Origin of the sequence: Litchfieldia salsa (assembly GCF_900104555.1) — a bacterium.
GTDB lineage: Bacteria > Bacillota > Bacilli > Bacillales > Bacillaceae_L > Litchfieldia > Litchfieldia salsa.
In genome coordinates this window covers 147,399-160,897 of the sequence record NZ_FNJU01000007.1, presented here as the reverse complement: position 1 = coordinate 160,897, position 13,499 = coordinate 147,399, and the positions used below count along the sequence as shown (strand labels likewise).

Genomic DNA, 13,499 nt, shown 5'->3' with positions numbered 1-13,499 from the left:
CTAAATAAACTCTTGTTATTTATATCCGTTTAATTGAAATAGCATTTCTCATCTTCTGAAGGGAAGTTTTCATTTGATCTTTAAGGTTTATACTAACATTCACAAAAAGAGCATCGATGATACTCAGCTGAGCAAGACGAGAAGCTAGTGCCTCTGAGCGATACTCTGTTTCCTGTGACACAGTGTATAGAGGGATATCCACCCTTTTGCTGAGAGGGGTTTTAGCATAATGAGTAATTCCAATTGTGGTGGCTCCATTTTTTTTTGCAACCTCAAGGGCTTCCAATATGTCTTTGCTCGTTCCAGAATGAGAAATAAGTACAACTACATCTTCCCTTGTTAATTGAGAAGCACTCATTACCTGAAGATGAGAATCAGTATAACAAATTGAAGATAAGCCACTTCTTAAGAATTTATGATGTGCATCCTGTGCTATAGCTCCTGATCCACCACTTCCATAAAATTCAATTCTTCTAGCATTTGTTAAAGCCTTTACAGCTGAACTAAAATGTTGTCCTTCAATAATCTGAAGGGTTTCTTCTAATGTCCTTATATTCGATTTAAATACTTTCTCCAACACTGTTTTCTCATCGTCTTCTTCCAAAATAGTTTCATGGATATCTTCGATTGGGGAAACTAGTTCAGATGCTAATGCTATTTTCATTGCTTGATAACCTTTAAATCCAATCCTTTTACAAAAACGAAATACAGTGGAGTCAGCAATATCTAGATCCTCAGCAACTTGGCTAATTGAGGAGTGAATAATTTTGTTCGGGTTTTCTAATATATAATTAGCTACAATTTTTTCTTTCTCACTAAATTGCGAATATAGAGAGCGGATTCGAGAAAAGCAATAAAGCGCATGGCTGGTCATGAGAATAATCCCCCTTTTTTAATTTATACATACATAAAAGCGTTTAAAAACGTAAAAATAAAAGAGTCACTAATAGTATAATAATACACGATAAAAATAATGAAAAATATTTTTTTGAAAAAGTATAAAAGAAAAAAATTTTTATTTTTATGGTTGAAAAGAAAAAAAAATAATTATATAATCAGTTTTGCGGAATAAATTTTCATAACTAGGAGTGAAAGGGGATACAATTTATATGAAGTTAGCAATGATTGGCCTTGGTAAAATGGGTTATAACCTATCCCAGAATTTACTAGATCATGGCCATGAATTAGTTGCATATGATATTTCTGAAGATAATGTAAAGAATATATGTTCAGAAGGAGCAATTGCAGCATACTCCCTAGAAGAAGTGGTTAAACAATTAGAGTCTCCAAGGATTGTTTGGATGATGGTACCCGCCGGGCAAATAACTGAAAACGTTCTCTCTTCGTTAGGAGAAATGTTAGAAACTGGGGATATTGTCATAGATGGTGGAAATTCAAACTATAAAGATTCTATCCGGCGAGGGAATGAACTACAAGAGAAAGGGATTCACTTTTTGGATTGTGGGACAAGCGGTGGTGTAGATGGAGCTAGAAATGGTGCCTGTTTGATGATTGGTGGAGATAACGAAATCTTTAATAAGATTGAACCAATATTTAAAGATGTTACCGTTGAAAATGGATATTTTTATTCAGGAAAGCTAGGTAGTGGCCATTATTTAAAAATGATTCATAATGGAATCGAATATGGAATGATGCAATCTATTGCAGAAGGATTCGATATTCTGGAAAAAAGCGAATTTAGTTTTGATTATGAAGGTGTTGCAAGGGTGTGGAACAATGGCTCAGTAATTCGGTCATGGCTAATGGAGCTTACAGAAACTGCCTTTTCAAAGGATCCTAAGCTTGACGGGATTCGCGGAATTATGAATTCTTCGGGTGAAGGAAAATGGACTGTTGAAACAGCTTTAGATCTACAGGTTCCTGCTCCGGTCATTACTCTATCTCTATTAATGAGATATCGATCCCTTGAGGATGACACATTTACAGGTAAAGTAGTTGCAGCGTTACGAAATGAGTTTGGTGGACACGAGGTTATAAGTAAATAACATATAGTCAAAAAAAATCATTTAGGAGGACTTTTCAAATGAAAAAGTTTTTAAGTGTTATACTTACTGTATTTTTGCTACTTGCTTTAGTGGCATGTGGTGGTGGAAACAATGAAGCAAATGAAGGCGCTGACAACGGAGATGAAAAGGAAAATAAGGAATCTGTTGAAGCAAAAACAATCCGTGCAGGTATTGGATTAAACGATGCTCATCCACAATATAAAGGGTTATTAAAATTCAAAGAAATTGTAGAAGAAAGAACAAACGGGGAAATCCTTGTTGAGACATATCATAGTGGTCAGCTTGGTGATGATCGTACAATGACGGAGGCTCTTCAATTAGGATCTCAAGAGGTAACTGTTCCATCCACAGCTCCATTAGCAAACTTTATTCCAGAGTATAGTGTGTTTGATTTCCCATTCTTATTTCCAAGTGAAGAAGTAGCTGATAAGGTGTTAGATGGAGAAGTTGGACAAAAGTTTTTAGAAAAATTAGAGTCGCAGGACTTAGTTGGTTTAGCATACTGGGAAAATGGTTTCCGACAAGTAACTAATAGCGAACGTGCTATTACTACTGCAGCAGATTTTAAAGGATTAAAATTACGTACGATGGAAAATGAAGTACACCTTGAAGCATTCCGTGCATTAGGTGCCAACCCAACACCAATGGCATTTACAGAGCTATTTACGGCATTGCAACAAGGTACAGTTGATGGACAAGAAAATCCTTATGCTACCATTTATTTACAGAAGTTCTTTGAAGTCCAAAAACATGTTTCAAATACAAATCATATTTATAGCCCATTTGTATTCTTAATGAGTAAATCATTCTATGATGGTCTAACAGACGAGCAAAAAGAAATTGTTAAAGAAGCTGCATTAGAAGCTGGTAAATATGAGCGTCAATTAAATCGTGAAGCAAATACTCAATATTTACAAGATCTTCAAAAAGAGGGCATGACATATACTGAAATTTCTCCAGAAGAACACGCAAAGATGAAGGAACTAGTTCAACCAGTAATTGATAAGTATGCTGATAAAATTGGTAAAGACATCGTTCAAGAAGTATATGATGCAATTGAAGAAGCATCTAAGTAATTCCTAACAGAAAAGACTTTGGGATTATACGCTCTCAAAGTCTTTTTTAAATAAGTATATTTTCTTTTATAAAGGAGAACAAAATGAAAATTATAAGATGGCTTGATCGACATATTGAAGAGACATTATTAGTGATCTTTTCTTCTATCATGGTTTCTGTCATTTTTATTCAAGTTATTGCGAGACTTTTAGATAATTCATTATCGTGGTCTGAGGAGTTAGCACGATATTGCTTTATTTGGATGGTATATATCGGTATTAGCTATGGAGTAAAAAAACAAAGGCACATAAAGGTAGATGTTGTATTGGTACTACTAAAAGAAAAGGGAAGACTTATTTTAACTATTATAGCGAACATTCTTTTCATTGTTTTTGCCTTATTTATTATTCGTTATGGATTTGATATCGCAAATAAATTATTGGGATTTGGTCAAAAATCCCCAGCATTACAAATTCCAATGGGGCTAGTTTATATGGCGACGCCAATTGGGATAGGGTTAACTCTAATTCGTCTTATTCAAAATTTAATTAAATATATAAAAGCTTTACTTGGTAAGGGCGAAGTAGAAGAACGTACTGAAGCTGAAAGAATTCAGGAAGATGTTCTTGAATAATTTAGGAGGGTAAAACATATGACTGCTGCCGTTTTATTTGGTAGTTTTGCTATACTTTTATTTTTAAGTGTACCAATTGGAATTTCAATTGGTCTTGCTACTTTAATTACAATTTTCTATTCAGGTTCATTACCTGTCGAGTTTCTTGCTAAAGAATTAATTACATCTGTAGATTCTTTCCCTCTAATGGCAGTTCCATTTTTTATCCTTGCTGGCGAAATTATGGGTAAGGGTGGAATATCTGAGAGACTTTTTAAAGTAGCTAATTCTATAGTTGGTAACAAAACAGGTGGATTTGCTATTGCAACGATTATTACTTGTATGTTCTTTGCGGCTATTTCTGGATCAGGTCCAGCAACAGTAGCAGCGATTGGTGGAATAATGATTCCAGCAATGGTTCGTAATGGATATGATAAAAAGTTTGCAACGGTTACAGTTGCAGCTGCAGGTTCAATTGGAGTTATTATTCCTCCAAGTATTCCGATGGTTATCTATGGTGTGGTTGGTAACGCATCTATTGGTGATTTATTTATAGCTGGTATCGTTCCTGGGATCCTTGTTGGTTTGTCGATGATTATATGGGCATACTATTATTCAAAGAAAAAAGGATACAAGGGACTAGACGAACCTACGTCAATAATAAAAATCTTGCAAGCAGTTTGGGATGCTAAATGGGCATTATTAATACCAATCATTATATTAGGTGGGATATATGGTGGAATATTTACACCAACAGAAGCAGCAGTTATCGCAGTCGTTTATGGGTTATTTGCTGGTTTAGTTCTGTATCGAGAATTAAGTATTAAGGATATCCCAAAAATATTAGCAGATTCGGCACTAACAACAGCTACTGTGCTTATTATTGTTGGAACAGCTACAGCATTTGGTCGTTTCTTAACAATTGAACAAATTCCAACTAAAGTTGCAAATGGAATGCTTTCAATATCGGATAATCCACTTGTTATTATCCTATTGATTACTCTTTTACTCCTAATCGTTGGTACCTTTATGGATACCTTAGCTGCGATCATTATATTAACGCCGATATTATTGCCAATTGGTTTGCAATTAGGTTACGATCCGATTCATTTTGGGATTATTATGATCGTTAACCTTGCTATTGGGTTTATTACACCACCGCTAGGGGTTAACTTGTTTGTGGCTTCTGGGATATCTGGCTTATCTATTGAAACTTTGTCGAAGGCAGTCATACCATTTTTCTTTGCAATGCTTATAACACTGCTATTTGTGACATTTATCCCACAGATTTCAATGTTCCTGGTTAATTTAGGGGGCTAATAATAGATAAAGAAGGGTTTTAAATGAATAAATTTGATGTTTTTACGTTTGGAGAGACTATGGTTCTTTTCCAAGCGGAACAAATGTTACCTTTAGAATATATTCATCATTTCCCAAAGCAAATTGGTGGCGCTGAATCGAATGTTGCGATCGGGTTAGCTAGACTTGGCCATTCTGTTAGTTGGTTTAGTAAACTTGGAAACGATCCATTTGGAAGATATATTCACAAATATATTCGTGGGGAAGGTGTTGACACATCTTCCTGTCTTTTTACAGATGAAGCAACTACTGGAATTTTCTTTAAAGAGAAATTATCCCCAGAGGAAGTTAATGTTTACTATTATCGGAAAAACTCAGCAGCTAGCTTAATGGAGCCAAGCGATTTGAATGAAGAATACATAAAACAGGCTAAGCTCCTCCACATTACAGGGATTACCCCGGCTCTGAGTGAATCTTGCTATCAAACGGTTCTAAGAGCAATTGAAATTGCGAAAAGTGAAAAAATAAAAATAGTATTTGACCCTAATTTGAGACTAAAGCTATGGTCTGTGGAGAAAGCAAAACAAGTGTTTAACGAAATAGCCACACATGCTGACATGATTTTACCAGGTTTAGATGAGGGTCAGTTTATGACAGGAAAAACAGAAGTGGAAGAGATAGCCGAAGCCCTCATGGGAAAAGAAGATAAAACGATCATTATTAAATTGGGTGCAAAAGGGGCTTACCTACATACAAAGAATGAAAAGCAATATATAGAAGGTTTTCCTGTAAAGCAAATAGTCGATCCAGTTGGAGCAGGTGATGGATTTGCTGCAGGGATTATAAGTGGGATCTTACTTGAGGAACCTTTACCTTTAGTTGTTAAGAAAGCAAATGCAATAGGTGCAATGGTTGTTGGTGTTAATGGTGATATAGAAGGCTTACCAACGCTGCCCAAGGTAGAAAGATTCATGAATCCAAGTGGAGACAGTAGAGATGTTAATCGATGAATAGAGGAGGTAAAACGGGTGAAAAAATGGGAAGATTTAATTCGTTTAAAAGAATCAGGACTAGTGGCTGTTATTAGGAAACCTAAAGCTTCTCAAATTCATGCAATTGCAGAAGCACTTGTAAAGGGAGGCGTCGGAGCCCTTGAAATAACAGTAGATACTCCTGGGGCAATTCCTATGATTACTAGTCTGAAGGAGACATTTGAAGATAGAGTCCTTGTTGGAGCAGGAACGGTTTTAGATGCAGAATCGGCTAAAGCCGCAATTGATGCAGGAGCAGACTTTATCTTTTCGCCTATTCTGGATGTTGAAACTATTCAACTAACCAATCGATATGGAAAGATCTCAATCCCGGGGGTAATGACTCCAACAGAAGTGGTGCAAGCATATTCAGCTGGAGCTGATTTGTTAAAGGTCTTTCCAGGTGACTCCCTTGGAATCGATTATATTAAGAATCTGCGAGGACCACTTCCTCATATTCCAATGATGCCTACTGGTGGAGTAAGTCTAAACAATGTGGAAGCTTTTATTAAAAGTGGGGCAGTTGCTGTTGGAGCTGGTGGTACTTTAGTAGATAAGAAAGCAATTGATGAAGAACGTTATGAAGTATTAACAGATATTGCTCGTGAATTCATTAAGAGAATTAAAAACGCTAGAGGATAAATTGTAGTATAGGGGGATAAGAGGGTGAAAATTACCAAATTTGAAACATTTATTGTTCCACCTCGTTGGTTATTCCTAAAAATTGAAACAGATGAGGGGATTGTCGGCTGGGGAGAACCCGTCATAGAGGGACGTGCAGCAACGGTTAAGGCAGCAGTGGAAGAATTGAGTGAATACCTAATTGGAAAGGACCCATTAAGAATTGAAGATCATTGGCAGGTTATGTATAGAGCCGGCTTTTATAGAGGTGGTCCAATTCTTATGAGTGCTATTTCCGGAATTGATCAAGCTCTTTGGGATATAAAAGGGAAGTATTTAAATGCACCTGTTTATGAATTAATGGGAGGAGCTTGTCGTGATTCAGTAAGGGTGTATTCTTGGATTGGCGGAGATCGACCTAGTGATGTAGGGAAGGCTGCAAAAGAAGCGGTTGAAGCAGGGTTTACAGCAGTAAAAATGAATGGCACAGAAGAATTACAATACATTGATTCGTATCAAAAAATTGATGAGGCTGTAGAAAGAATTGCTGCGGTTAGAGAAGCTGTTGGAGACTATATAGGAATTGGAATCGATTTCCATGGTCGAGTCCATAAACCTATGGCAAAAATCCTTGCAAAAGAACTTGAGCAATTTAGGCCCATGTTTATTGAAGAGCCTGTATTACCAGAAAATAATGAGGCCCTTCGTGAAATCGCTCATGCAACAAACATACCGATTGCAACTGGAGAGCGAATGTTTTCAAAGTGGGATTTTAAAAAGTTACTCGAAGATGGTTATGTTGATATTATTCAACCAGACTTATCGCATGCAGGGGGGATAACGGAGTGTAAAAAAATATTTGCGATGGCAGAAGCTTATGATGTTGCCGTTGCCCCACATTGTCCACTAGGTCCTATTGCGTTAGCATCTTGTTTACAGGTCGATGGAACCTCACATAATGTATTTATTCAAGAACAAAGCTTAGGTATTCACTACAATCAAGGTAGTGATCTACTAGATTATTTAAATGATAAAAAAGTCTTTGAATACAAAGATGGTTATGTAGATTTACTCAAGGGTCCAGGTTTAGGAATTTCAATGAATGAAGAGTTCGTAAATGAACAAGCAAAAGAAGGCCATAATTGGAAAAATCCCGTATGGCGACATAAAGATGGAACAGTTGCTGAGTGGTAATAAGGAATGACTATTTTTTTTCAAGTCGTTTTACCCGTATTATTAATTTTTCTTTCAGGTTATGGGATTCAAAAATGGAAGAAACTAAATATAAAAGCACTTTCAACTGTGGCAATTTATATCTTCACTCCGATGCTGGTTTTCCAAACATTCTATCCAGCAGAATTAAATAAACAATATGGAATTATGGTGATTTTTTCTATATTATTACTTATTGCTATGATTCTTGTTAACAAAATCTATTGTCGAATTAAAAACTATGAGCCATCAGTTGAAAGTGGGTTAGTATTATCAACGGCATTTATGAATTCAGGTAATTACGGGGCACCCATCATCTTATTTGCTTATGGACAGATTGGCTTTGCATATTCTGTTACATTTTTAGTGCTACAGGCAATCATTATGAACTTTTTTGGGATTTATTATGCTGCCAGAGGCAAGGCGGGGATAAAATATGCTATCAAGTCTGTGTTTGAAATGCCTCCAACATATGCAGTTATCATTGCCCTTATATTAAATATATTCGAGGTAAACGTCCCTACAAACATCCTTTCTGCTATTGATTTGCTTGCACCAGCCACAATCCCATTAGTAATGGTTATATTAGGAATGCAGCTAGCAGAAATAAAACTTGGTCATATGGAATGGGATAAAATCTCATTCGGGGTATTGACGAGGTTGTTTTTATCACCGTTAGTGGCTTGGGGAATTGTTTCATTGTTTCCTATGGAGCCATTATTAAGGAATGTTCTCATTTTATCAGCTGCTATGCCATCAGCAGCAACGACTGTTATGTATGCTGTTCAATACGACTGTGAACCTGATTTAGTTTCAAGTATTACTTTGATTACAACATTAGTGAGTATAGTTACGATAACCTTACTTTTATTCATTTTAGGCTAGCTTAAAGAGGTGAATTAATTGAAAACATATAAAGTAGTTGTAACGGACTATGAATACAACACATTTGAACCGGAGGAAAAGGTTCTAGCTCAATTAGGAATACAGCTTATCCTAACACAATGTCAAACTGAGGAAGAGGTAATTAATTCTTGTCATGATGCGGATGCATTAATTAATCAATATGCGCCAATTACAAGGAATGTTATTGAGAACCTAAAGCAGTGTAAAGTGATTTCCAGATATGGTGTTGGATATAATACAATCGATGTGGATGCGGCAACTGAAAAAGGGATTATTGTCGGGAATGTAACCGATTATTGCCTTGATGAGGTATCTGACCACGCAATGGCCCTTCTGTTATCGTGTGCAAGGAAGACTGTCCTTTTAAATAATGAAGTAAAAAGTGGCAATTGGGATTATAAAGTCAGTATACCTATTTTTCGATTGAGAGGAAGAACGTTAGGTTTAGTTGGATTAGGAAATATACCACAGTCTGTTGCTAAAAAGGCACAGGCGTTTGGTTTGAAAGTTATTGCGTTCGATCCTTTTATCCCTAAGGAAATTGCAAAACAATTAAATGTAGAGCTAGTAACCCTTGAAGAACTATGCGAGCAATCAGATTATTTATCTGTACATGCTCCATTAAATGAACATACAAAAGGTATGATTAGTTACCAACAATTTAAGAAAATGAAAAAAGAGGCTTTTATTATTAATACATCTCGTGGCCCGGTAATTGAAGAAGGTGCCTTAATAGAAGCGTTACAAACAGGTAGAATTGCTGGAGCAGGCTTAGATGTTGTTGAAATCGAACCGATTGATAAAAGTAATCCTCTATTCACAATGGATAATGTTATATTAAACCCTCATGTGGCATGGTATTCGGAAGAATCGGAGATGGAACTAAAACGAAAAACTGCTGAAAATGTCTTAGATGTATTAAAAGGGTATTACCCTAGCTACTTAGTTAATAAGAATGTGAAGGAAAAGGTAAGATTAAAAGATCAGTAATTAGGGCATAAAGTCAAAGTTATATAAAAGCAGTTGACATGAAGTAACTAATTATAAAGGGAGTTCATACAATGGGAAATTCAATAAGTAAGAACATTATCGTTAATATTTCGGAAAACATGACGATCGTTGATTTAAGCAATCTCACCCAAAAATTCCATTCAGATATCTTTTTAACAAAGACAGTGAACGGAGTTATCCATGATATAAATCTGAAGAGCTTTTTAGGACTAATTACTTTACAGTTGAAGAATGGAGATTCCATACTGGTCAGGGTTGAAGGTGACGACTGTGACAAGGCTATAGATGAGTTATTAAAGGTATTAACTTGATTTTTATTAAATAAGAAAATATAAGTACACAAAATCACTTTAAGCCCTAAGAAAATAGGGCTTCTTTTGAAGCCTTTTATTGTTTTAACTGTATTTTTAGCGAAAGTTATTTAATTACAACTATTTGCAGAGCCAACAGTATTTTTTATACAAAAATAAAATATCTGAAAAAGTAGGGAAAGTAATTGTAAAAAAACACGAATTATAGTGGTTTTTACACTATCTTTAGAAATAGACATCTATATCCTACGTTGCTATTATTAACTTATCACACGTGGATAATTATCATAGTAATATGTTGATTATTTAATTATAAAATGCTTCTTCATTACCTACCAAAAATCTTTAAGCTCCAAACTATTACAACCTATAAAGAGGTAACTATAGGAGGCTATATAAATGGAAGAAATTAAACACTTATTATCTATGGCATTGAAGTCAAACAAAGAAGTAATTAATGGCCAAGAATTCAGTATTGAGGCACAATTAAATGGATTAGATGATTATATTAATCTTTATGCTAAAGATGTTGTAGTGGCTGTATATGATGCAAATGACCAAGATTTGAATATACTCAACCATGACTATAGGAAAGTAGTTATATTTTTTGGTGAATGTCTGGAAGAAGAGGGAATGGCAGTATATATAGATGAGGGCTTAATGGATTGATGATTTTGGATAATGAGATCTTAAGTTTTATAACAACCTTCAGCAATCAAAGCGCAAATGTTTAATTAAGATTGTTAGTTTCATTAATGTGTGTTTTGACTATTACTGCGCTGTAAAGATCGTATTAGCAGCCAGCTTTTTGAAGTAATCCACTTAAACAAATAAGTAGGTATGCTTAAGAAGAGTGATACAGCTTAACTTATACAGAGACTTAGAAGGAGAGCAACTTTCTTTTAGGGAATGCTCTTTTTTTGCTTAGAAAAATCATTTCGAAATACTGATTGTTAAAATATGGTTTTAATGTCAAAATGACCATAGTCAAAATATGACTATGGTCATTTTGATTGGAGGAAGTAGAAATTCGATGTTACGAGAAGAACGAAAAAAAGAATTAAAAAAACAAATATTTTTTAAGTCAATCGAACTATTTAAGGAGTATGGGTATGACAATGTTACTGTTGAAAAAATTACATCATCTTGTGGAATTGCAAAGGGTACATTCTTTAATTATTTTCCAAAGAAGGAACACGTTTTACTGTATCTAGGGAATTCGCAAAATGATTATCTTCAAGAGATTGCACAAAAACATAAGGATGTAAAAATTAAACAACAACTTCTACTCATTTTTAAGGAACTCTTATCCGTATACTTGGAAAATTCAGATCTTTTAAAACTTACGTTGTCAGAAACCATTCGATCTGCTCTAAATGATGAATCAAGAAACATATACTTATTTAAAGAAACCGTGACAACGTTGATTGAAGAAGCAAAAACAAATAAAACAATAAATACCCGTTTTGATTCAAAAACGATTGCTTCTGTTCTTGTAGGAATCTATTTTAATACACTAATTATTTGGTCTATAAGTAATGATGAGAGTGTGGATATTATCTCTATTTTTGAAAGGCAATATGAAGTGGTTTGGGAAGGTGTTGAACAACAACTAAATTAAGAGTGGAGGTATTGAGATGCAACAACTATTCATTTACTTGTCGGTTATAATCTTAGGTTTAGTAAGCGTGTTACATTTTTATTGGCTATTTGGTGGTACATGGGGATTCCAATCTTCTTTACCTGAAAAAGTAGAGGGTGGAACAGTATTTACTCCGAGAGGCATTGAAACTTTAATTGTTGCAGTTGGGTTAATTGGTGCGGCTTTTATATTATTAGCTCAAAACAATTTAATTCCCTTTTTTTTACCCAATTCCTTTACGAAATGGTCAAGTATCATACTTACTGTCATTTTTTTACTTAGAGCAATTGGAGACTTCAAATATTTGGGGTTCTCAAAGAGAATCAAAAATACTAATTTCTCTAAGTACGATACAAAACTTTACACTCCTCTGTGCTTATTTTTAGGATTAATATTTATGACTTCATGGTTATTTTAAAGATGGGGTACTTACTGGTCAATTAAAGTTGGAACATTGGAATGTTCAAAATAAATGTGAAGTGTAAAGGTAGTGAAAGGATAATTATTACTTATAACTACCACCAGTCACTTGTTTATCATGCTTTAAAGTTAAAACTAGCATTACAATACTAAAAATTGATGAAAGTATTGTACTGGCTATGTGTAAGGTGATTAGAAAATCTAACTTATTTTTCATAACAGCACTCCTTAAATATGTTTGAGTTAGTTTTTACTAAAAATTAACTTTTGATACGAAAGACGGAGTTCAAGTAAGGTACAGTAAATGATACTTAAAAAAGATAGCCGATATTCCTTTAATTGAAGATACTTAGAGTTTTTGATTATCAAATTTATCTTTAAAAAACCATATGTAATAAATTCTAGACAAATAATTCGTTAACCAAATTGTTAGGAAACTCCAATACCAGGTCCATCTATTGTATTTTATTAAATCAGTATATTTGAAAGCATAGGCTTCGAATACAGTAATAATTGATGAGTAGAAAGAATAATAAAGCAGTTTAATGAAAATAGCCTTATTATGTGGATAGTATAAATTAAAAAAAGAGCATAAAGCAGGATATACAAAATATTCAAAAGTAAAACTAGACTTGTTCGATTTCTTAAAGAAAAGTCTATATGGGTAGGATATTAACTTTTTTTCAACTACCAATAGTCCAAACAGCCATGTAATTATTTGTTTGAATGAGAAGGTCAAATGGGCTTCCCTAATCCTGTTTCGAGGTACAAACTTTATTAATAATATTATTGTGACAACCCAAGAAGAAATTTCTATTGTTTTTTCAAGAGTATGGCTTTTTTTGCGCATTTATTTCACCTCTAAAAAATAGGTTGTCTTAAAATTTAAATTATATGTGTTGTAAATCTAGATAATCTTAATGAGCAGTTCAATATACTACTCAATAGAAAAGCATAGACAAAATGACCATTAAGTACGTCAAAAAAGAAGCAGCAGTCAAGGTCATCTACTTGATTTGCTGTTTCTTTTGTATTCTAGAAAAGTACTTACAATAAAAAACGCAGTCCCCTCCGACGTATTCTTAGCCCCTACCTTTTTTCTGTGCTAAGAATGGCGCTTGCTATAAGATTCGAACTCAGTTTTAGTGTCTAGCTCCACGTGTCATCGACCCTGACATCATAAGCCGCGCCGCCCTTAAAGGTCACGTACATGTCCATTTTTAGCTTGTACAAGCCTAATTTTCGAAATTATTTGTCAATAATCCCTCGTTATTGCATAGGATAGAGTAATCCACTTTATTAAGAAAAAGATGGACCCATTAAAAACCCGTCAACATAATGTATGTAATC

Annotated in this window: 15 protein-coding genes; 13 read left to right on the top strand and 2 right to left on the bottom strand. The window is 34.5% G+C overall.

The window, feature by feature from the left end:
- Window positions 1-19: 19 nt before the first annotated feature.
- Window positions 20-874, bottom strand: a complete 855-nt coding sequence (locus BLQ56_RS14755) for a MurR/RpiR family transcriptional regulator (protein WP_090855871.1) — start codon at window positions 872-874, stop codon at window positions 20-22.
- Window positions 875-1,109: 235 nt separating this feature from the next.
- Between BLQ56_RS14755 and gnd the strand changes: the two genes are divergently transcribed.
- The 13 genes from gnd to BLQ56_RS14690 all read left to right on the top strand — a co-directional run bounded on the left by gnd (window position 1,110) and on the right by BLQ56_RS14690 (window position 12,147).
- The gene (gene gnd / locus BLQ56_RS14750) at window positions 1,110-2,006 is read left to right on the top strand and encodes a phosphogluconate dehydrogenase (NAD(+)-dependent, decarboxylating) (RefSeq protein WP_090855868.1); all 897 of its coding nucleotides are present in this window, start codon (window positions 1,110-1,112) and stop codon (window positions 2,004-2,006) included.
- 38 nt (window positions 2,007-2,044) lie between these two features.
- The gene (locus tag BLQ56_RS14745; protein WP_090855865.1) at window positions 2,045-3,103 is read left to right on the top strand and encodes a TRAP transporter substrate-binding protein; all 1,059 of its coding nucleotides are present in this window, start codon (window positions 2,045-2,047) and stop codon (window positions 3,101-3,103) included.
- Between the two features lie 83 nt (window positions 3,104-3,186).
- Window positions 3,187-3,717: a TRAP transporter small permease gene (locus tag BLQ56_RS14740; protein ID WP_090855863.1), complete on the top strand. Its 531-nt coding sequence runs from the start codon at window positions 3,187-3,189 to the stop codon at window positions 3,715-3,717.
- A gap of 18 nt (window positions 3,718-3,735) precedes the next feature.
- Window positions 3,736-5,016, top strand: coding sequence for a TRAP transporter large permease (locus tag BLQ56_RS14735; RefSeq protein WP_090855860.1), 1,281 nt, complete (start codon window positions 3,736-3,738; stop codon window positions 5,014-5,016).
- Window positions 5,017-5,039: 23 nt separating this feature from the next.
- Complete coding sequence (locus tag BLQ56_RS14730) at window positions 5,040-6,005, top strand: sugar kinase (protein ID WP_090855857.1); 966 nt, start codon at window positions 5,040-5,042, stop codon at window positions 6,003-6,005.
- Between the two features lie 18 nt (window positions 6,006-6,023).
- Window positions 6,024-6,668, top strand: coding sequence for a bifunctional 4-hydroxy-2-oxoglutarate aldolase/2-dehydro-3-deoxy-phosphogluconate aldolase (locus tag BLQ56_RS14725; protein ID WP_090855854.1), 645 nt, complete (start codon window positions 6,024-6,026; stop codon window positions 6,666-6,668).
- Window positions 6,669-6,692: 24 nt separating this feature from the next.
- Window positions 6,693-7,841 (top strand): galactonate dehydratase, encoded by a 1,149-nt coding sequence (gene dgoD / locus BLQ56_RS14720; RefSeq protein ID WP_090855851.1) that lies wholly within the window; start codon window positions 6,693-6,695, stop codon window positions 7,839-7,841.
- A gap of 6 nt (window positions 7,842-7,847) precedes the next feature.
- Window positions 7,848-8,744 carry an AEC family transporter gene (locus BLQ56_RS14715; protein ID WP_090855848.1) on the top strand — a complete coding sequence of 299 codons (897 nt, stop codon included), beginning with the start codon at window positions 7,848-7,850 and terminating at the stop codon, window positions 8,742-8,744.
- 18 nt (window positions 8,745-8,762) lie between these two features.
- A complete protein-coding gene (locus BLQ56_RS14710; protein WP_090855844.1) occupies window positions 8,763-9,755 on the top strand; it encodes a C-terminal binding protein in 993 nt (330 codons plus the stop codon).
- A gap of 71 nt (window positions 9,756-9,826) precedes the next feature.
- Window positions 9,827-10,087 (top strand): HPr family phosphocarrier protein, encoded by a 261-nt coding sequence (locus tag BLQ56_RS14705; RefSeq protein ID WP_090855841.1) that lies wholly within the window; start codon window positions 9,827-9,829, stop codon window positions 10,085-10,087.
- Between the two features lie 399 nt (window positions 10,088-10,486).
- Window positions 10,487-10,756: a hypothetical protein gene (locus BLQ56_RS14700; RefSeq protein ID WP_090855838.1), complete on the top strand. Its 270-nt coding sequence runs from the start codon at window positions 10,487-10,489 to the stop codon at window positions 10,754-10,756.
- Between the two features lie 364 nt (window positions 10,757-11,120).
- On the top strand, window positions 11,121-11,708 hold the full coding sequence (locus BLQ56_RS14695; RefSeq protein WP_175490316.1) for a TetR/AcrR family transcriptional regulator: 588 nt from the start codon (window positions 11,121-11,123) through the stop codon (window positions 11,706-11,708).
- Between the two features lie 16 nt (window positions 11,709-11,724).
- Entirely contained in the window at window positions 11,725-12,147 is a 423-nt protein-coding gene (locus tag BLQ56_RS14690; RefSeq protein ID WP_090855832.1) for a DUF3995 domain-containing protein, read from the top strand.
- A 351-nt stretch (window positions 12,148-12,498) separates the two neighbouring features.
- Here the strand turns inward: BLQ56_RS14690 and BLQ56_RS24220 are convergent, their stop codons facing one another.
- Window positions 12,499-12,999, bottom strand: a complete 501-nt coding sequence (locus tag BLQ56_RS24220) for a CBO0543 family protein (protein ID WP_090855829.1) — start codon at window positions 12,997-12,999, stop codon at window positions 12,499-12,501.
- Window positions 13,000-13,499 lie beyond the last annotated feature (500 nt).

Coding starts and splice junctions, on each gene's coding strand:
- BLQ56_RS14755 (WP_090855871.1), bottom strand. CDS start 874: ATGACCAGCCATGCGCTTTATTGCTTTTCTCGAATCCGCTCTCTATAT.
- gnd (WP_090855868.1), top strand. CDS start 1,110: ATGAAGTTAGCAATGATTGGCCTTGGTAAAATGGGTTATAACCTATCC.
- BLQ56_RS14745 (WP_090855865.1), top strand. CDS start 2,045: ATGAAAAAGTTTTTAAGTGTTATACTTACTGTATTTTTGCTACTTGCT.
- BLQ56_RS14740 (WP_090855863.1), top strand. CDS start 3,187: ATGAAAATTATAAGATGGCTTGATCGACATATTGAAGAGACATTATTA.
- BLQ56_RS14735 (WP_090855860.1), top strand. CDS start 3,736: ATGACTGCTGCCGTTTTATTTGGTAGTTTTGCTATACTTTTATTTTTA.
- BLQ56_RS14730 (WP_090855857.1), top strand. CDS start 5,040: ATGAATAAATTTGATGTTTTTACGTTTGGAGAGACTATGGTTCTTTTC.
- BLQ56_RS14715 (WP_090855848.1), top strand. CDS start 7,848: ATGACTATTTTTTTTCAAGTCGTTTTACCCGTATTATTAATTTTTCTT.
- BLQ56_RS14705 (WP_090855841.1), top strand. CDS start 9,827: ATGGGAAATTCAATAAGTAAGAACATTATCGTTAATATTTCGGAAAAC.
- BLQ56_RS14700 (WP_090855838.1), top strand. CDS start 10,487: ATGGAAGAAATTAAACACTTATTATCTATGGCATTGAAGTCAAACAAA.
- BLQ56_RS14695 (WP_175490316.1), top strand. CDS start 11,121: ATGTTACGAGAAGAACGAAAAAAAGAATTAAAAAAACAAATATTTTTT.
- BLQ56_RS14690 (WP_090855832.1), top strand. CDS start 11,725: ATGCAACAACTATTCATTTACTTGTCGGTTATAATCTTAGGTTTAGTA.
- BLQ56_RS24220 (WP_090855829.1), bottom strand. CDS start 12,999: ATGCGCAAAAAAAGCCATACTCTTGAAAAAACAATAGAAATTTCTTCT.